The organism is Deinococcus malanensis (genome assembly GCF_014647655.1).
In the GTDB taxonomy this organism is placed as follows: Bacteria; Deinococcota; Deinococci; order Deinococcales; family Deinococcaceae; genus Deinococcus; species Deinococcus malanensis.
In genome coordinates this window covers 121,037-139,841 of the sequence record NZ_BMPP01000002.1, presented here as the reverse complement: position 1 = coordinate 139,841, position 18,805 = coordinate 121,037, and the positions used below count along the sequence as shown (strand labels likewise).

16 protein-coding genes are annotated in these 18,805 nt (G+C 64.2%); 9 read left to right on the top strand and 7 right to left on the bottom strand.

What is annotated here, in order from left to right:
* Nucleotides 1–224: 224 nt before the first annotated feature.
* On the bottom strand, nt 225–1,091 hold the full coding sequence (locus tag IEY49_RS03095) for a GGDEF domain-containing protein (RefSeq protein WP_189004474.1): 867 nt from the start codon (nt 1,089–1,091) through the stop codon (nt 225–227).
* Nucleotides 1,092–1,369: 278 nt separating this feature from the next.
* On the opposite strand from IEY49_RS03095, the gene IEY49_RS03090 reads away from it, so the two are divergent.
* Nucleotides 1,370–1,549 carry a hypothetical protein gene (locus tag IEY49_RS03090; RefSeq protein ID WP_189004472.1) on the top strand — a complete coding sequence of 60 codons (180 nt, stop codon included), beginning with the start codon at nt 1,370–1,372 and terminating at the stop codon, nt 1,547–1,549.
* A gap of 157 nt (nt 1,550–1,706) precedes the next feature.
* Here IEY49_RS03090 and IEY49_RS03085 read toward each other — a convergent pair whose 3' ends face one another.
* The 6 genes from IEY49_RS03085 to IEY49_RS03060 form a co-directional block, all read right to left on the bottom strand.
* On the bottom strand, nt 1,707–2,291 hold the full coding sequence (locus tag IEY49_RS03085) for a response regulator transcription factor (protein ID WP_189004470.1): 585 nt from the start codon (nt 2,289–2,291) through the stop codon (nt 1,707–1,709).
* Nucleotides 2,288–3,361 carry a sensor histidine kinase gene (locus IEY49_RS03080; RefSeq protein WP_189004468.1) on the bottom strand — a complete coding sequence of 358 codons (1,074 nt, stop codon included), beginning with the start codon at nt 3,359–3,361 and terminating at the stop codon, nt 2,288–2,290. The genes IEY49_RS03085 and IEY49_RS03080 overlap by 4 nt, the downstream gene beginning before the upstream one ends.
* A gap of 134 nt (nt 3,362–3,495) precedes the next feature.
* Nucleotides 3,496–5,283: a translation elongation factor 4 gene (lepA, locus tag IEY49_RS03075; RefSeq protein ID WP_189004466.1), complete on the bottom strand. Its 1,788-nt coding sequence runs from the start codon at nt 5,281–5,283 to the stop codon at nt 3,496–3,498.
* 259 nt (nt 5,284–5,542) lie between these two features.
* Nucleotides 5,543–6,085 (bottom strand): MOSC domain-containing protein, encoded by a 543-nt coding sequence (locus IEY49_RS03070; RefSeq protein ID WP_189004464.1) that lies wholly within the window; start codon nt 6,083–6,085, stop codon nt 5,543–5,545.
* Entirely contained in the window at nt 6,082–6,732 is a 651-nt protein-coding gene (gene rnhB, locus IEY49_RS03065; protein WP_189004462.1) for a ribonuclease HII, read from the bottom strand. The genes IEY49_RS03070 and rnhB overlap by 4 nt, the downstream gene beginning before the upstream one ends.
* 388 nt (nt 6,733–7,120) lie before the next feature.
* Complete coding sequence (locus tag IEY49_RS03060) at nt 7,121–8,662, bottom strand: AMP-binding protein (protein WP_189004461.1); 1,542 nt, start codon at nt 8,660–8,662, stop codon at nt 7,121–7,123.
* A gap of 251 nt (nt 8,663–8,913) precedes the next feature.
* Here IEY49_RS03060 and IEY49_RS03055 point away from each other — a divergent pair, with 251 nt between their 5' ends.
* The 8 genes from IEY49_RS03055 (at nt 8,914) to IEY49_RS03020 (ending at nt 18,626) form a co-directional block, all read left to right on the top strand.
* Nucleotides 8,914–9,714 carry an ABC transporter ATP-binding protein gene (locus IEY49_RS03055; RefSeq protein WP_189004459.1) on the top strand — a complete coding sequence of 267 codons (801 nt, stop codon included), beginning with the start codon at nt 8,914–8,916 and terminating at the stop codon, nt 9,712–9,714.
* Nucleotides 9,711–11,711, top strand: a complete 2,001-nt coding sequence (locus IEY49_RS03050) for an AMP-binding protein (protein ID WP_229780598.1) — start codon at nt 9,711–9,713, stop codon at nt 11,709–11,711. Before IEY49_RS03055 ends, IEY49_RS03050 begins: the two co-directional genes overlap by 4 nt.
* Before the next feature lie 57 nt (nt 11,712–11,768).
* A complete protein-coding gene (locus IEY49_RS03045) occupies nt 11,769–12,665 on the top strand; it encodes a branched-chain amino acid ABC transporter permease (RefSeq protein WP_189004457.1) in 897 nt (298 codons plus the stop codon).
* Nucleotides 12,666–12,695: 30 nt separating this feature from the next.
* Entirely contained in the window at nt 12,696–13,769 is a 1,074-nt protein-coding gene (locus IEY49_RS03040; RefSeq protein WP_189004455.1) for a branched-chain amino acid ABC transporter permease, read from the top strand.
* Nucleotides 13,770–13,876: 107 nt separating this feature from the next.
* Nucleotides 13,877–15,064, top strand: a complete 1,188-nt coding sequence (locus IEY49_RS03035) for an ABC transporter substrate-binding protein (RefSeq protein ID WP_189004453.1) — start codon at nt 13,877–13,879, stop codon at nt 15,062–15,064.
* A gap of 70 nt (nt 15,065–15,134) precedes the next feature.
* A complete protein-coding gene (locus IEY49_RS03030; RefSeq protein WP_229780597.1) occupies nt 15,135–15,986 on the top strand; it encodes an ABC transporter ATP-binding protein in 852 nt (283 codons plus the stop codon).
* Between the two features lie 63 nt (nt 15,987–16,049).
* A complete protein-coding gene (locus IEY49_RS03025; protein WP_189004452.1) occupies nt 16,050–17,204 on the top strand; it encodes a phenylacetate--CoA ligase family protein in 1,155 nt (384 codons plus the stop codon).
* Between the two features lie 213 nt (nt 17,205–17,417).
* Entirely contained in the window at nt 17,418–18,626 is a 1,209-nt protein-coding gene (locus IEY49_RS03020) for a class I SAM-dependent methyltransferase (protein ID WP_189004450.1), read from the top strand.
* The last annotated feature ends 179 nt before the right edge of the window (nt 18,627–18,805 follow it).

The window sequence follows — 18,805 nt, the reverse complement described above, 5'->3', positions numbered from 1 at the left end:
GGCAGGCCCACTTGCTCCTGAGCATGCCTGAAGGCGACCTGTTTTCTTACTCTGCCCACAACAAGCAACAACCTTACCCTGTCCTTGCTACGCAAGCATGGCGAGGGCACGGGTGAAGAGTTCGTGCCAACCACAGAATGAGGGTATCAGCGCTTCAGTTGGGGACTTATGGGTCCTTATCTGGCCACACTTCTGACGAACAGTCACTGGGCCAGCGCCCCGACTCAGTTGCCCTGGGCGGCCGCCTTATGGGTAGTCCGCCGGTCCGTTCGGCGCGAGGGAGAAGGCCCTGACCGCGCTGACTTAGCCTGATACATGCGCGTGTCGGCCAGCCGCATCACATCACTGATGGTCGTGTCCTCGTGACGCCAGGCTATGCCAATACTCGCGCTGACCCCATCGACAAAAGGAATCTGCAGCCGTTCGTGGGCCCAGACCTGGAAATCTTCAGGAGACCCCGGAAAATCTGTCATCAGCAGCAGGTATTCGTCCCCGCCCATGCGGTAAACCCGGCCCCAGGGACCGGTCACGCGGGAAAGCCACAATCCATACCCCTTGAGCAGCGAATCGCCCAGCGCATGGCCATAGCGGTCATTGATGGCTTTAAAGCCGTCCAGATCGATAAATACCACCGCAAATGGGGCGCCTGCGGCATCAATGCGCTTCAGGTCCATTTCCAGCGCATGACGGTTGGGGAGTCCGGTCAGGGCGTCTGTTTTGGCGGCAGCAGTCAGCGTGGCCAGGTTATTGCCCAGGAGGACACTCGTTTCCTGAGCGTCCAGATAAAGAAGGCGCAGCTCTGCGACTGCGAGGATTTCAGGTGGAAAATTGATGACCGGAACCGTGCTAAGCCAGTATTCAGGGTCCGGGGAAAGCGGCACCCGGTCTGCGGTCTGTTCCTGCCGCTCTCCTGCCCATGCCATGAGCATGGTGCCCTCCTCTCCCCATAAGGTCAGTCCCCGCAGGCCGGGCATACCCTCCAGAAGCTGGTCAAGCACGTCCTGTCGAGAGCCAGCAGCCACCAGCCGCAGCAGCAGCCCCTTCTCAGGCTGCGGGGATGGTCCTTCACGGGGCAACAGCAGGGGCGTCATACGTGTACCTAGCAATACCAGAAGCCCGAACTCCGTTTGTTATGCAACTTCTCAATGTTGAGGAACACCTCAGGCCTATTAAGGAACTCTTCAAAACCGGCCTCATGAGTTCGGGCGCGAGTTGGTGATGGAGCCAGTTTTCTTATCCTGCTCATTGAATCAGGAGTCCGCCCGTCAGTTTTGCCTACCTTCTTATACTGAGAGCGCAGACACCTGAAGCGTCAGATCTTAGCCATACGTTCAAAGATCTCATAGGACGCCTGGGTAGGGTAACGGCCATGTCGGGTGAGCGTGACGAGGTCACCAATTCAGAGGTGGCCGAACAGAGTGCGGGTGAGTTGAGTAGGTTGTACACCCTGGTCGCAGCCCACAGGCAGCGGTTACAGGAACTGCATCTACTCGGTCTGCATCTCGACGGCAACATGGTGGCACCCGCTCATGAAGAACAGAGCAGTTAATCAGTCCTTCATGTCGCGTCAGTAGGGCCTCAGCAGGATCACTGTTCAATATTGCCGTATGCCGCATTCCCTCACCAGATGTGTTGGGGATGCCATTCCTACATATAGGGGCTGGGAGGGCCTGTGCAGGCCCTCCCAGTGTTAATGGCCACTTCCCTCAGCTCAGCAGGCCGATACTGCGCGCCCGACTGACAGCCTCGGTGCGGTCACCGGCATCGAGCTTGGAGTACAGACGCGCCAGATGATCCTTGACGGTATCCGGGCTGACTCCCAGGTTCTTGGCAATTTCCTTGTTGCTGTAGCCCAGCGCCAGCAGGGGAAGCACCTCGGATTCACGGGGGGTCAGGCGCGGCACGTCCACGTGAGGCAGGCGGTCGATCTCCGGGTGCATGACGATGTCACGAACCTGGCGGGCCAGGCTTTCGGGGTCCGTTTCCTTGCTGACGTAGCCGCGGGCCCCGGCGCTGCGGGCGGCCTGCACGATAGCCGGCTCGGAAAAGGTGGTGATCAGCACCCCCACCACTTCCGGGTGGGTCAGGCGCAGCTTCTCGCAGACCTCGATGCCGGTCATGCCCGGCATCTTGACGTCCAGCAGGGCCGCGTCCGGCACGAAACGGCGGCAGGCTTCCAGGGCACTGACGCCGTCGGCCGCTTCGGCAACCACGTCGAATCCCTGCTGAATCAGGGCGTATTTAAGGCCCATGCGGAACAGGGGATGGTCGTCGGCAATTACTAGTCTCATGGCAAAACCTCCGGGAGAACGATGGACAGAGCGGTGTGACCCGCTGCAGGCGAGGGCAGGGATGCGGACGTGTCGGAGCCGGGCAGGGGATGGTGGTGGCGTTCGTAAAGCAGCTGCCCACCGTGGGCTTCTGCGATCCGGCGGGTGATGTACAGCCCGAGGCCAGCAGTGCCGGCGGTGTACTGCTGCCCGGCGATGGTGGTGGGCTGGGAATTGAAGGGCTGGGCGAGGTCCTCCAGCGGGGCCTGCAGACCGGGGCCGTCGTCCAGCACGGCAATGCCCTGCGGCGCGATCCGCAACTGCACCCGGGTCTGGGCAAAGCGCACGGCGTTGTCAGCCAGATTGGTCACTGCGCGTTCCAGAACGGCGCTGTCCACGCAGGCACTCCCGGTGCCGTGCACACTGAGAGCTACGCCTCGGGAGCGGGCCTGCGATTCAAGGCGCTGGACCACCCCACTGAGCAGCCCCCGCAGATCGGCCAATTCCGGCTGGATCTTGACGTCCTCGCGCTCAAACCGGTGGGCATCGGCCATCTGCTGGACCAGCGCCAGGAGCCGGCCAGTTTCGCTCTGAATGAGCTCGCCCACCTCGCGCCGCTCCGCTTCGGGCAGAGGCAGCGTGGCCAGGGCCCGGGTCAGATGCCCGGTCGCAATCAGGGGAGTCTTCAGGTCGTGCACCAGGGTAGCCATAAAGGCGTTGCGGCGTGTCTGCTCAGTGCCGAGGCGGCCGATCAGCTGCGAGAAGGCTTCCCGCAACGCTCGGATTTCCGCCGGGTCATCGTCGTGGATATCGGTCAGCCGGCCACGCTCCAGTTCCTTTTCCAGCCGGCTCAGGGGCCGGAGCAGCGCGCCACTGAGCAGATACCCCAGTAGGCCGCACAACCCTGCCACCAGCAGCATCCAGGCCAGCAGCGCAGGGCTGGGGGTAGCAGGGCGTGCACTAAAGGTCAACACCAGATTGGGCAAAAAAGCCAGCAAAAAGATCACCAGCGTGAACTGGGTGCGCAAGGTACTGAGCCGCACGACACCCGTCTGTGGGGCCGGGCGCACCAGAAAAGGCAGGCGGCTCATGCTTCTCAAGCTACGTGCTGACGTCTGACAGAACCTTTACATGAGGCATCGCAAAGCTGGTGTCAATCCCCACCCCCGGAGCAGCAAGAACACCCCCGGAGAGGAGCGGGGGTGTTCTCATGGAGCCCGGGAGCTTATTCTTCGGTGCTCAACACGGCCAGAAAGGCTTCCTGCGGCACTTCCACGGTTCCGAACTGCTTCATCCGGGCGCGGCCCTTTTTCTGTTTGTCCAGCAATTTCTTCTTGCGCGAGATGTCGCCGCCGTAACACTTGGCCAGCACGTCCTTGCGGAAGGCCTTGACGGTGGCCCGCGCGATGATCTTCGCCCCGATCACGGCCTGCACCGGAACCGGGAACATCTGCCGCGGAATCACCTCGGCCATCTTGTCCACGATCTTGCGGCCCAGGCTGTAGGTCTTGGTCTCATGGACAATGACGGCCAGCGCGTCGATGACCTCGTTGTTGACCATGATGTCGACCTTGCGCAGGTCGCCCTCGCGGTAGCCGATCTGTTCGTAGTCCATGCTGGCGTAGCCACGGCTGATGGACTTCAGGCGGTCGTGGAAGTCGTACAGGATCTCGCCGAAGGGCACCTCGTACAGCAGCTCCACGCGCTTGCCCATGTAGTTCATGGTGATCATCGAGCCGCGGCGTTCCTGCAGCAGCTGCATCACCGGGCCCACGTAGTCCTCGGGCAGCATGATCGAGAGCTTGATATACGGCTCCTCCACACTGGTGATGCGGTCACGGGTGGGAAATTCGGCCGGGTTCTGGGTCTCGAAGATCTCACCGTTGGTCAGGGTGACGCGGTAGACCACGGCCGGCGCGGTGGCGATCAGGTCCAGGTCGTATTCGCGCTCCAGACGCTCCTGGATGATTTCAGCGTGCAAGAGGCCCAGGAAGCCGCAGCGGAAGCCGAATCCCAGCGCCTCGGAGGTTTCGGGCTCAAAGGAAAACGCGGCGTCGTTGAGCTTGAGCTTCTCCAGGGCGTCACGCAGTTTGCGGTAGTCCTCGGTGTCGGTGGGGTAGAGGCCCGAGAACACCACCGGCTGCGCCGGCTTGAAGCCCGGGAAGGGCTCGGTGGTGGGATTGTCGCTGCCGGTCAGCGTGTCCCCGACCTGGGCGTCGTGGATGTCCTTGATCCCGGCCGCGACCCAGCCGACCGCCCCTGCAGGCAGCGAATCACCCACGACCAGTGCAGGGCTGAAGGTGCCGACCTTGTCTACCTCAAAGTTCTTGCCGGCGTTCATCAGGCGGATCTCGTCCTTGGGCTTCAGCGTCCCTTCCAGCACCCGTACCAGCAGGATCACGCCCTGATAGGCGTCGTAGAACGAATCGAAGATCAGCGCCTTCAGGGGCGCCTGCGGGTCCCCGGGAGGCGCCGGAATCCGCTCGACCACGGCTTCCAGGATCTCCGGAATGCCGATCCCCGACTTGCCCGAGGCGAATACGGCTCCGTCTGCCGGAATCCCAATGACTTCCTCCAGTTCTTTGGCTGCGCCTTCAGGATCGGCGGCGGGGAGGTCAATCTTGTTGATCACCGGAATGATTTCCAGGTTGTTGTCGATGGCCAGGTAGGCGTTGACGATGGTCTGGGCCTCGACACCCTGAGACGCGTCCACCAGCAGCAGCACGCCTTCGCACGCGGCCAGCGAGCGCGAGACTTCGTAGTTGAAGTCCACGTGCCCAGGAGTGTCAATCAGGTTGAAGACATATTCCTCGCCGTTTTCACGGCGGTAGACCAGTCGGATGGGGGTGGACTTGATGGTAATGCCGCGCTCGCGCTCCAGCTCCAGGGTGTCAAGCGTCTGGTCGCGCTTGTCACGTTCACCCATCGCGCCGAGCCGCTCCAGGATGCGGTCGGCCAGCGTGGACTTGCCGTGGTCCACGTGCGCGATGATGGAAAAATTCCTAACGTTCACACCTTGCAGTCTAGCGGGGTGGCGAAGGAAACGCACGGCTGGCCTGTGGCGGGACCTCTCCGAAACCTGGCGCCTGACGGGCGTGTCAGAAGTGCTCTGAAGCACCGGCGCCGGGCCCATCCTCCGTGAGCCGCGTGTCTTTACGCGAGTGCCTTTGGTGTTCAGGGGAAGACCGACGTCTGGCGGCTCCTTTCTGTGCCCTGCTCGGCGAAAGCTATACGCTCCGCTCGGTCAGAGGCGTGGCCCCCGTTGACCTGCTCTAGACCCGGTCGAGCGGGACATGTGGTCCTGCTGGCCGCGTCACCTTAACCGGGTCGCTGGGGCGTACTTCGCCGCCAACCAGGACCATGCCCATCACGCCAGCGCGGCGCACCAAGGCCCCGTGGACGTCCTGCCTCAGGACGGCCCGCAGAAGTCCGGGCCTGAACGTCTCGATCTGGGCGCAGGGGTTGCGCAGGCCGGTCAGCTCCACGACAGCCTGGATACCCAGCTGCAGGATACTTCCGCGTGGGAGCGCCAGCAGGTTTACCCCACGCGTCAGAATATTTTCTCCCAGGTCGCCGGGGCTCAGGTCAAATCCCGGTGCCCGCAGTTCGTCAGGCAGTTCGCCTTGAATCAGGTGGACCTGCCGCAGGTTGGGTTGCGTAGGATCCTGCCGGACGCGCGAGCGGTGCTGAACCGTGATCCCGGCGTGGGCATCGCCCTCGACACCCCAGCCGGCCCTCAGCCGGATCATGGGCTGCGGGCATTTGCTGTAGTGGTGCCCGGCAGCCGAGCTGACCGTGTAGACCCAGGAGCTCATCCGGGTTCCGGGAGGAGCGGCGCCGGTGCTTCCAGCAGGGCCCGGATTGGGGCGTAACTGCGCCGGTGCACCAGGCTGACGCCCAGTTCCGCCAGGGCGGCGCGGTGCGCTGGGGCGCCGTACCCCTTATGCCCCGCAAAGCCGTAGCCAGGGTGCTGGAGGTCCAGGTCTTGCATGATGCGGTCACGCTCGGTTTTGGCCAGCAGGCTGGCGGCGGCGACAGTGTAACTCAGGGCGTCGGCCCTGGGAGGAGCGGAGAGCGGCAGGCTCGTGCGCAACTTCAGGTAATCCGTGACCAGGGCCTGCGGCGCCGGATCCAGCCGGGCCAGGGCCCGCTCGGCTGCCGCGTGGGTCGCCCCCAGGATGTTCAGCCGCTCGATCTCGTCGGGCCAGGCGTGTTCGACGGCGTAGCTCAGGGCCACGCGGCGGACCTCCTGCGCGAAGGTCTCGCGCTGCGGGGCGCTGAGCTGTTTGCTGTCGCGAAAGGGGTACTCCTGGGCGAGCCCCGGCAGGATCACCGCGGCCACCGTGACCGGTCCGGCCCAGGCACCTCGCCCGGCTTCATCCACCCCGGCAACACGGAAATAGCCCCGGCGCCAGTGTTCACGTTCATAGGCCCAGTCGGGGGTGACGGAAGGAGAGGCCATAGGGCGAAGGTACCAGAGCTCGGCGGCGCGGGCTTCAAGGGGCCAGGTGCGCCGACGTCTCCGGTTGCCCCAGAATGCGCCCACGATCCTCGCGTTTTCCGAGCAGCAGGGTGCCAGTCAGGGCCCCATTGGGGCAGCTCACCACCCCAGCTGTGAAGGACAGGCGCAGGGAAGAGGACAGGGCTGGAACATCCACGTCATCCAGGAGTGTCCTCAGGTGTCCCAGCAGGCCCCAGGCCGGAACCCTGCGCAGCGTCCGACACCTCGTCCAGCAGGGCCCGACAACGTGGCGGGTCGTATTCGCGCCACCGCCACGCTTCCTCCAACACTCTCAACAGAAGGCCGGACATGTCACGTAAAGTTTCCGCCCCGTTTGGACCGGGAGCTGTCAGTCGGCGGGCTGAACCCCAGGCTTGTCACGGACCTGGGCACGCAACACATGCTTGAGCACCTTGCCGCTGGCGGTTTTGGGCAGCTCGGGAACCAGCTGCACCCGGCGGGGCAGAGCGTGAGCAGGCAGATGCGGCGCACAGAACCCCAGCAGTTCGCGGCCCAGAATCTGCGCGCCGGGGTGCAGGGTGACAAAGGCTACCGGCAGGTCCCCCTCGCTGCTGCGGGCGGCCACCACGACCGCCTCGCGCACGCTGGGATGCCGGTACAGCACCGCCTCGATCTGGGCACTGGAGACTGGCTGCCCCTGGACTTTCAACAGGTCCCCCTCGCGGTCGAGAATCTCCACCCGGCAGTCGGGATGCACGACGGCAAGGTCACCGGTGTGGAGCCAGCCCTGCTTGATGGCGCGCCGGGTGGCGGCGCGGTTTTTGTAGTAGCCCTTCATGACCAGGTTGCTGCGAATGATGATCTCGCCGGGAGTCTGGCCGTCGTGAGGGACGGCAGCGCCGCTGTCGAGCACGACCTCCAGCTGGCCCCCGAAGATCATGGGATGGCCCTGCCGCGCCAGGACGGGCGTCACGTCAGGAAGGTCCGGGAGATCGGCCTGGTCGGTGACGACCATCACGGCGCTGGTTTCGGTCAGACCGTAGCCATGCAGCACCTCGAACCCCTGCTGCTGCAGGGTGCGCAGCACCCGCGGATGGGGACTGGTACCGGCCAGCAGCAGCTTCACCGGGCGGGGCAGGGCGGGTGACGCAGCCAGGTCCGTCAGGGGAGCCAGCAGAGAAGGGGAGGCGTACAGGTGGGTGATCCCCTGGCCCCGCAGCGCCTCGCGCAGTTCCGTTGGGTCCGGCAGGGGCACGTGGGTGGCGCCGGCGGCCGTTATGGCCCAGACAAAGCCCCATCCGTTGCCGTGCGCCAGCGGCAGGACATGAAGCAGCACGCTGTGTGGGCGCAGATTCAGGTGATACAGCAGGTTGCCCAGGGACAGGAACGCGTTGCGGTGCGTAAGCATCACGCCCTTGGGATCGCTGGTGGTTCCGGAGGTGTAGTTGATGCTGATCGGAGCGTCCTCGTCAAGGTTCTCCGGCAGCCTCAGCGGGGCGGGGATCAGGACACCCAGCCGTGCATGGAAGTCGGAACCGCCGGTCAGAATTACTGGGATATCTAGGCTTTTCAGCGTGTCCTGAACCCGGTGAAGGTGTGCGGTATCTACCAGGGCCACCACAGGATCGGCGTGAACACTCAGAAAATTCAGCGCGTCGTCCCCAAACGCCGGATTGAGGGGCACGATGACGCCTCCGGCGAGGGGCACTGCATGAAAGGCCAGCAGTGCGTCAGGGGTATTTGGGGAGATCAGCAGGACATGACCACCGGCTTGTAATCCATGCTGGCGCAACAGCGTTACCAGCCGGGCTGTCCGGTAAGCCAGTTCTGCGTAGCGGACGAAAGTTCCACCCTGAACCACGGCGGTCCGGTCCGCAAAGACGGTAAAGGCGCGGAGCATCGGCTCCAGAGGCGTGAGCGGCGTATTCAATTCGCGTCCTGTCGGGAGAAACGAGGTATGAGGCGGGTGCAGCCAGTCTGGAGAAGCACAGGCCTTCAATCTCCCTTTCTGTCTATACAACAATGCGGCATTTCACCACCAGCCGTTGACTTAGCTAGACAACTCAGAAAGGCCAAATATGGTCTGCCCTTCATAATCGGGATACCCACAACCTGACTTTCTGTTCGCCCAGGCGACCGCCGGGGTTGACCCCGCTTCCGTCCGTCCCTGCTGGAGGTGCAATGCCGCAACTACATGTCGAACATGTCACCCTGGCCTTCGGTGGCCTCAAGGCGCTTACGGATGTGAGCCTGGTCGTGCCCGAGGGCGAGATCGTCAGCATCATCGGGCCCAACGGTGCAGGCAAGACCAGCCTGCTCAACTGCATCAGCGGCTTTTATCACCCAACACAGGGCCGCATTACCTTTGGCGCTCATGACCTGAGCCGCTCGGCGCCCAACGTGGTGACCAGTTACGGCATTGCCCGCGCTTTCCAGAACCTGGAACTGTTCCGCGGGCTGTCGGTGGTGGAAAACCTCCTGCTGGCGCGCCATACCCACCTGCGCTACAGCCTGCTCGACAGCCTGGTCTATTACGGCCGGGCCAGCCGCCAGGAGGCCGAGAACCGCGCTTACGTGGAGCGCGTGATCGACTTCATGGAGCTCGAGGCGCACCGGCATCATCCGGTCGGCACGCTCGCGTACGGCATTCAGAAGCGCGTGGAGGTGGCGCGTGCGCTGACCCTGGCGCCACAGCTGCTGCTGCTGGACGAGCCCATGGCCGGCATGAATGTCGAGGAGAAAGAGGACATGGTGCGCTTCATCCTGGACATCCAGCGCGAGCAGGGCATCACGGTGATGTTGATCGAACACGACATGGGCGTGGTGATGGACATTTCCGACCGGGTCTATGTGCTGGATTTCGGGCTGAAGATCGCTGAGGGAACTCCAGCGGAAGTCAGTGCCAACCCGCGCGTGATCGAGGCCTACACCGGTGTCGCTGAGCATCCGCCTGCCCCGGCCCTGCAGGGGGTGAGTGCATGAGTACCCCGGCACGTACCGCCACGCATGAGAGTACGAGTCTGCTCGGCGACGTCACCACGCTGACGATTCCGCAACTGCTCACCCGCCGCGCCGAACTGTCTCCGGACGGTGTGGCACTGCGGCACAAGGAATACGGCATCTGGAACGAGACCACCAATGCCACTTACCTCCAGCGGTCCCGTGAAGTTGCCGCCGGCCTGCACGCCCTGGGAGTCCGCCGCGGGGACAAGGTGGCCATCATCGCAGAGAACATCCCGGCCTGGGTATTCACGGAAATCGGGGCGCAGGCGCTGGGTGCTATCAGCGTCGGGGTGTACCAGAGCAGCGTGGCTGCTGAGGTGCGCTACGTCGTGAACTACACCGACGCCGTGGTGGTTCTGGCCGAGGACGAAGAGCAGGTGGACAAGCTGCTCGAGCACCGGCATGAGCTGCCGCAGGTCCGCAAGGTGGTCTACGAGGACCCACGCGGCATGAGCAAGCATGCTCACGACGAGTGGTTCATCAGCTTCGAGGAACTGATGGAACTGGGACGCCAGCAGCCCGGAGATATTTTCAGTCAGGAAGCCGCGCAGGGCCAACCTGATGATGTCTGCCATTTCAGCCTGACCTCGGGCACCACCGGACAGCCCAAGGCCGCCATGCTGTCGCACCGCAACCTGCTGTACATGGGCCAGTCGCTGGGCCGGGTCGAGGGTTTCAAACCCGGCAGCGACTACCTGAGCTTCCTGCCCATGGCCTGGATCGGCGAGCAGATGATGACCATCGCCGTGGCGCTGTCCAATGGCATCACGGTCAATTTTCCGGAGAGCACCGAGACCGCCATGCATGATCTGGTCGAGGTGGGTCCGCACTTCATGTTCGCGCCTCCGCGCATCTGGGAAGGCATCCAGAGCCAGATGTTTATCCGCATGCAGGAGTCCTACGGCCTGAACCGGGCGCTGTACCGCAAACTGCTGTCCTGGAGCACCGACGCCGCCGACGCCTCGCTCAGCGGGCGCAGGCCCAGTGGCGTGGCGGCCTTCAAGCGCTGGGTGGCCTACTGGGGCCTGACCCGGCCGCTGCTCGATCAGCTGGGCTTCCTGCGCCTCACACACGCCTATACCGGCGGCGCGGCGCTGGGACCGGACGTGTTCCGCTTCTACCACGGCCTGGGCGTCAACCTGAAGCAGATCTACGGGCAGACCGAGAACATCGGCATCGCCTACGTGCACCGCGACGGCGACGTACGGTTCGACACCGTGGGTAAGATCCTGCCTGGCGGGGAGGTCCGCATTACTGAGGAAGGCGAGATCCTCAGCCGCAGCCCAGCAGTGTGCCAGGGGTATTACAAGAAGCCCGAAGCAACCGCCGAGACCATCCGCGACGGCTGGCTGCACAGCGGGGATGCCGGGCGCCTGACCGCAGACGGCCACCTGCAGGTGATTGACCGCCTGAGTGACGTGATGCAGAACGCCCGGGGCGACCGCTTCAGCCCGCAGTTCATCGAAAACCGCCTGAAGTTCAGTCCCTATGTCAAGGAAGCTGTGGTGCTGGGGGATGGCCGCGACGAGGTCACCGCCATCCTGAACGTGGACCCGCTGACTGCCGGGCAGTGGGCCGAGAAACACAAGCTGGCCTACAGCACCTACATGGACCTGAGCAGCAAGCCTGAAATTGCCGAGCTGATTGCCCATGAGGTGCAGGAAGCCAACACCCGCCTTGAGCCGCACGAGCGCATCAAACGCTTCGTGCTGCTGTACAAGCTGCTCGACGCCGACGACGACGAACTGACCCGTACCGGTAAGGTCCGCCGCAAGACCATCCGCGAGAAGTACGTGCCCATCATCGAGGCGCTGTACGACGGCAGCCGCACCCGTGAGGTCGAGGCGGTCTTCAAGTACCAGGACGGTCAGGAACAGCGCGTGCAGACCACCGTCGAGGTTCACGACGTGCCGGGCGAGACCGGGGCCAGCGCGTCCCCGCCGGCCAGGTCTCCGGGTACCCCCGTCAGCGCCTGAACCGCTCTGCGGCTTCCTTCGCAGAACCCCAGCCTCTCACCCAGAAAGGACGTGCACGTGGATCTTCTCCCTCAACTTCTGATCGCCGGCGTGGTTATCGGCAGCATCTATGCCCTGGCTGCGCTGGGCTTCGTGCTGATCTACAAGTCCAGCCGCGTGATCAACTTCGCGCACGGACAGATCATCGCCACTGGCGCATTTATCGCCTTTGCCCTGACGCAGAGCGGACTGAACTTCTGGCTGGCGGGACTGATCGCCATGATCGCCACCTTCCTGCTGGGCATGCTGATCGAGCGGGTGTTCCTGCGCCGTATGGTGGGTGAGCCGATCATCTCGGTGATCATGGTGACCATCGGGCTGAGCAGCGTGATCGAGGGCCTGATTCACCTGACCCCTTACGGAGCCGGCAATTTCAGCTTCACCACGCCTGCGGCGCTGGCTGGAGACGGCGTGAGCGTGCTGGGCACCCAGCTGTCCCGGACCCAGATTGCCGGGGTGCTCGCGGCGCTGGGGCTGCTGGCCGGCTTCACCTACTTTTTCAACAAGTCCACCCTGGGCATCACCATGCGCGCGGTGGCCGACGATCAGATGGCCGCCATGTCGGTGGGCACCAGTGTCGAGCGGGTCTTCGCTCTGGCCTGGGCGGCAGCCGGACTGAGTGCCGCCGCTGCCGGCGTGATTCTGGGGCTCATGAGCGGCCTGACCCTGGGCGGCCTGGCGGGGATTGGCCTCAAGGTCTTTCCGGTGGTCATTCTGGGCGGACTTGACAGCGTGATCGGGGCCATTGTGGGCGGCATGCTGATTGGCGTGCTGGAAAATCTGTCAGCCGGCTACCTGGACGGCCTGGTTCCGGGGGGCGGCACGCGAGAGGTGTTTCCCTTCATCATCCTGATCGCGGTGCTGCTGCTGCGTCCCTACGGCCTGTTTGGTACCAGGGAGATCGAACGTGTGTAAGCCTGATGCCCGCACCGGGGGGGCCTGCTGATGCCCGCTTCACGCTTTACCCAGACCGGCAACTACCGGGTCCGCTATCAGCAGGACCAGACGATTTTCGCCACCTACGCCGAGCAGGCCAGCCTGATCGTGGGCGTCCTGCTGCTGCTGGCGCTGCCGCTGCTGATCCCCAAGACCATGCTGCGCGACGTGGACATGATCATGATCTTCGCCGTGGCGGTGCTGGGGCTGAACGTGACCACCGGCTATACCGGGCTGATCAACATCGGGCAGGCGGCGTTCATGGGTGTCGGGGCATATGCCACTGCGCTCGCCGCCACGCGCCTGAATCTGCCGTTCTTCCTGGCCATTCCGCTGGGGGGGCTGGCCGGCGCCCTGGTCGGAACCTTCGTGGGTCTGCCCAGCCTGCGCCTGAAATACCTGTATCTGGCGGTGGCCACGCTGGCCTTTCAGATTATTTTCGAGTGGACGGTGGGACACTCGCCGGTGCTGGCACAGGGTGGGGCGATCAGCATGCCCACCGTGCAGATATTTGGCGTACGGGACACCTTCCTGAACCACAACATGTTCTGGTACTACATCATCCTGCCGGTCCTGGTGGCTATGGCGCTGCTGTGGCGCAACGTGCTGCGTACCCGGCACGGCCGCGCCATGATTGCCGTGCGCGACAACGACCGCGCGGCGGCGGCCATGGGCATTAATCCCGGCACGGCCAAACTCACGGCTTTCATGATCGGCAGCTTCTACGCCGGCATCGCGGGTGGACTGTTCGCGTACTTCCAGAAGGCCGTGGTGATCGAGGATTACGGGCTGCACACCAGCGTGCAGTTGCTGGCCATGGCCATCGTGGGCGGCCTGGGCAGCCTGCCGGGTTCCTTCCTGGGCCCGATGTTCATCGTGGCGCTTGACCGGTTCATGGGCAGTGCCAGCGCCTGGCTGGGCGAGCAGGACATCTTTCCGCAGGGCATCGACGTGGCCACAGCCCTGAGGCCCCTGGCCTTCGGTCTGGCCATCATGCTGTTCCTGATGTTTGAGCCGCGTGGCCTGGCCAACTGGTGGCGTCTGGTCCGGATGTACTTCAAGAAGTGGCCTTACAAGTTCTGAAGCGCCTTCCTGATCTGGAATCCGCTTCAGAACTGTCCCAACCATTGTTTTCTCCCTTTGCCAATCCGCCTCGTTGCCGCCCCTTTCCTTACCCCGGAGGTAAGCCCATGAAGAAACTTCTTGCCCTGACTGCCCTCGTCTCCCTGGCCTCCTTTGCTACGGCACAGAGAAACACCACCCTGGTCTGGTCAGGCGCCATCACCGGTCCCACCAGTGACGCCGGTTCCAGCTACGCCGCAGGTGTCGAGGACTACTGCAAGTACGCCAACAGCCAGAAGATGCTCAGCGTGACCCTGAACTGCGTGGTGCGTGACGACCAGTACAACAACGCCAACACCCAGCGCAACTTTGAGGAATTCGTGGGGGGTCAGAACGTGCCGGTGTTCCTGGGCTACGCCACGGGGGGCATGCTGCAGATCAAGGGCGTGGTGCAGGAGACCAAGGTGCCCACCCTGCCCGCCAGCTACCACATCGGACTGATTGATCCCCCGAACAACCAGTACATGTTCCTGCCAGTCAGCAGCTACAGCGAGAACATCGTGGCGCTGCTCGAATACGTGGCCAGCAAGGAACGTGGGGCCAAGGTCGCCCTGGTGGTCAACCCGAGCCCCTTCGGCCGTGACCCGGTCGTGGATGCCCGCAAGGCCGCTGCCCGGCTGGGCCTGAAGATCACCGACGTGCAGGAAGTCGGCGGCAACAACCTTGACAACACGGCGCTGCTCAAACGCCTGGAAGCGCAGGGCGTGAAGTACGTGATCAACCAGAATACCGCCGGCCCCGTGGCCAACATCCTCAAGGATGCCAAGCGGCTCAACCTGCTGGGCAAGATGCAGTTCCTGGGGGCCCACTACACGGGTGGGGAAGACCTGACCAAGCTGGCCGGTGACGCGGCCAAGGACTTTATCTGGGCCACCAGCTACTACATGTTCGATGAGGGCGACCGCCCCGGGATCCAGCTGGTCAAGAGGATCGGCGCCCAGAACGGACGCAAGGCCGACACCATCCGCAGTGTGCATTACACCAGCGGCATGCTGGCCGCCGCCATTGCCATCGAAGCCATGAAACGCGGCGGCAGGGACATCAGCGCCGCCAGCGTGTACAAGGGCCTGACCAGCATGAACGGCAGCCGCTCGTTCAATCCCGGCTTCACGGTGGGCCCGGTGACCTTCAGCGCCAAGGACCACGTCGGTGCCGAAAGTCTGCGTCTGCTCCAGGCCGACGCCACCGGCAACTTCAAGGCCATTACCGGGGCGCAGCGCAGCCGCATGTTCCAGCTGGTCCACCCCCTGAAGTAAGTCCCCGGGAGGGAGGAGGCCATTTCCTGTGGCCACTTCCCTCCCGTTGCCCACTAAAGGAGGGCTCCGTTTGACCTCAATCCTTCAAACACAACCCCACGCCACCCCGCCTCCGGTGGGCACGGCGATGGGCAGCGACCTGACCATCAACAACGTGGAGGTCGTTTACCACGACATCGTGCAGGTGCTGCGCGGTGTCTCGCTGAACGTCCGGGCCGGACGAGTAACCAGCCTGCTGGGGACCAACGGCGCGGGCAAGACCACCACCCTGCGCGCCATTTCAGGACTGCTCAAGCCCGAGAACGGCAAGATCCGCGAAGGCACCGTCACCTTTGAAGGCCGGGTGCTGTCGGGCATGAACGGCACCGATGTCGTCAAAAGTGGCGTGGTGCAGGTACCTGAAGGCCGCCGGGTGTTCAAGCACCTGAGCGTCGAGGAGAACCTGCGCGCCGGAGCGATCCTGGGCCGCGGCAACTGGCAGAGTGACCTGGAGCGGATCTACACCTACTTTCCCAAGCTCCGGGCGCTACGCAACAAGCAGGCCGGCTACACCTCGGGCGGCGAACAGCAGATGATCGCCATCGGCCGCGCCCTGATGGCCCATCCCAAGGTGCTGCTGCTCGACGAGCCGTCCCTGGGACTGGCCCCGCTGCTGGTCGCGGAGATCTTCGACAACGTGCGGCAGATCAACCGTCAGGAGGGCGTTGGCGTGCTGGTGGTCGAGCAGAATGCCAGCATTGCCCTGCGCAACAGCGATTACGGCTACGTGATGGAGGGGGGCCGCATCGTGATGGAAGGTGAGAGTGCCGAACTGGCCAGCAACCCGGACGTCAAGGAATTCTATCTGGGCGTCACCGAGCAGGGCAGCCGCAAGAGCTTCCGCGAGGTCAAGAGCTACAAACGTCGCAAACGCTGGATGTAATCGCCGCCGCGGGCACCTGACAGTTCACGTCGGCTGCCCTGCCCGGCCATGACGGAGATTTTCATGACGAATACCCTGTCTTCCCCCCGAACTTCTCCGCCGGACCTGCCTGCCCTCCTTTCGCGCCTGCGGGCCCTGCCGCTGTACAGCGAGGCCCTGCGGGACGTACCTGATACGGCAGACTGGACGGCCCTGCCGTTTCTGACCCGGGACCGGCTGACGGCCGCGTTTGAAGCCGGGGAACTGCAGCACCCGGACTCGGTGCGGGTCCACCTCACGCCGCATCCGGGGGGCGGCTGGCTTCCGGAGTACGCCACGCGCGCTGATATCGAGGCACATGGACGCGCCAGCGCTCAAGCTTTTGCCTGGGCGGGTATACGGCCCGGCGACCACGTGCAGGTGGCATTTGGTTACCACCGGTTTGCCGGTGGCTGGTTGATGCAAGACGGCCTCGAAACCCTGGGGGCCAAGACCATTCCCTTTGGCCCAGGCGAGACCGAGGCGCAGCTGGACACCCTGCGCCGACTGAAGGTCCGGGTCCTGGTCAGTGCCCCGAGTTTTGCGCAGAAGCTCGGGGAAGCCGGCGCAGGGGTCGAACTGCTGATCGCCGCCGGCGAGCCCATGAGCAGCATCGAGGGCCGGCGAGAGCGCGTCCAGTCTGCCCTGAAGTGCAGCGCGCTGGACTGTTACGCCACCAGTGAAGCCGGCCTGATCGCCCTGGAAACCCCCGCTCAGGACGGCATGAAAGTGCTGGATGACTGGGTGTATGTCGAGGTGGTCGATCCCGAATCCGGTCAGCCAGTGCAGGACGGCGCCCGCGGTGAGCTGGTGGTGACCCACCTGAGCAAGCAGGCCATGCCCCTGCTGCGCTTCCGTACCGGAGACCTGACCCGGCTGGAGCGGCGCATGGACGGCACCTATCTCCCGGGCGGCGTCTTCGGGCATGTCAGCGGGATGCTGAAGGTCAAGGGCGTCAAGCTGTTCCCGCGTGAGGTGGCCTTCTGGCTGGCAGGGCATGGGCTTGATCACCTGCAGCACACCCTGCGTATTTTCACGTCCGGCGGCACCGACCGCCTTCACCTGAGCGTCCGGGGCGAGCCGCGTGCAGATCTGGCAGGGTTACAGACAGATTTCCAGAACCGCTTTGCCATTCGCGCCGACGAGCTGACCATTGAGCCCGACCACCAGGGCCAGGGCGTGCAGGACCAGCGGCGCTGAGCCAGATGGCAGTGCCGCCGATACTCCATAAAAAGCCCCGCCTGTCGTGCGGGGCGGTAAAACCGACTTCACCCGGTCGGCAATAATTGTGGGACATCTTCAGCTTAGTCCTGGACTTCTAGGATTCATTGGATGCCTGTAAGGCCGCCTTTACCTTCCTGGCCCTGCGTGTCTGTGACCCGGCCCATGCACCTGTGATAAAGGAAAGAGCAGATGACGGGTGGACGCAGACAGAAAATCAGAATCTCGCGCAGTCAGGACGCGCCGCCGCGCCATACTTCGGTCCGGCCCGTGGAACCAGTGCCGGCCGAGGGGTACTTCACACCGCGCCCGGCCCTGCTGCCCGGCCGGCTTGAACATCTGAGAGCCATGACCAAACCCGGGGTGCGCGGGTTTCCGGAGGTAGACGGGGCACAGGCCCTGCTCGCGCAGACCATGCGCAAGGACAAGGTGCGTGGTGACGTGCTGGACCTCACGGCCATGGGGGGGCTGATCGGCAGCCTGAGTGGTGTGACCCTCCGCGCGGTGGAAGGCAGCGCTGCGGCACTCAGTGTCCTGACTGCGGCGGGCTACGACACCTGTGCTGCGGTACCTGGTGACGCTCTGCCGGAGCGCTGGCCCATCCGGGCCCGCACCATCGCAATGGTTCTGGCGGGCGACCGTGGCAACGCCTACGCCCTCAGTCAGGTGGCCTGGGCGCACGCCTGCACGCCACCTGGCGGGACCCTGTATCTGGCGGGCGACCGGGATAAGGGCTTTGACCGCTATGTGCGGGCTGCGGGCAATGCCTTCGGCTCGGGCGAGACCATTGCCCGCGATGGTGGCATGCGGGTGGCGCGCCTGATCCGCCGTCCCGGGCCGACTCCGGTGTATCCGGAGCCCGAAGGGTACGAGGCCTACGGCGTCAAGGTGGTGGGCCTGCCTGGGGTGTTCAGTGCGGCGAAACCCGACAAAGCGACCACCCTGCTGCTCGACCACCTCTCGGAACTGGAACTGCATGGCCGCCGCGTCCTGGACCTGGGCTGCGGTGCCGGCCTGATCGGGGCCTGGGCAGCCCTCCGCGGGGCGCAGGCGACGCTGGTGGACGGAGACCTGCTCAGTGTGCGCAGCGCCCAAGCCACCCTGGTGGCCAGCAGCCTGACGGGTGAGGTCGTGCACAGTGACGTGGACGCCGAGCTGGGTGAGCGGACCTTCGACGTGATCCTGACCAATCCGCCTTTTCACGTGGGCCGTGGGGTCGTGCTGGACGTGGCCCGGGAATTTATCGCGGCTGCTGCCCGCCGGCTGAATCCTGGAGGCACCCTGTATCTGGTGGCCAATGAGCCGCTGCCCTATGAGCCGGCCATGCAGGGCGTCGGCCAGACCCGTGAACTGGTCCGGGCCGGAGGGTTCAAGGTCCTTTCCTCCACCCGGCCCGCCTGAGTGCCGGGAACCCGCAGGGGCCAGACCGCGTATAAAGCTTGTTCTGGACTTATGAGCTCCAGGCCTGTGGTGAACCGGGCGGGTTTGCTAGAATTACGCGCTCCGCTCCCCGGCCCCTATATTTGCGTCCAGAGACCGCCGAGGCACCGAAGTTCCGATCATATCCCGTTCCGCAGGAG